At 60.1% G+C, this 273-nt stretch carries 1 pseudogene; it reads right to left on the bottom strand.

Annotated elements, in window-relative coordinates:
* A pseudogene (locus tag LHP98_RS19380) lies at nucleotides 1–273 on the bottom strand (DDE-type integrase/transposase/recombinase); the annotation flags it as partial.

Raw genomic sequence — 273 nt, forward strand, 5'->3', positions numbered from 1 at the left:
GTGGCGCTCCGTCGGAAAGTGGTTGTGGACCGAGGCATGGACCGAGACGAACTTCTGCAGCGTTCGCATGCGCCGGAACCGCAACATTGCCCGCTCTCGTCGTCGGAACGGCAGGTGTGAATTCTCGCGCGCGGTTGTTGAGCCATCGCCCCATCTCACGATCATCGCCGCAGCCGAGATCCTTCAGGGCGGCACCGTAGGACCGAAGGCGATCCGTAACGATTTTATCAGGCCGGCCATGTCGCTTCATGGATTTCTTGAGGAATTTCAGCG

It is taken from the genome of Rhodobacter sp. Har01 (assembly GCF_020564565.1).
Lineage (GTDB): Bacteria > Pseudomonadota > Alphaproteobacteria > Rhodobacterales > Rhodobacteraceae > Pseudogemmobacter.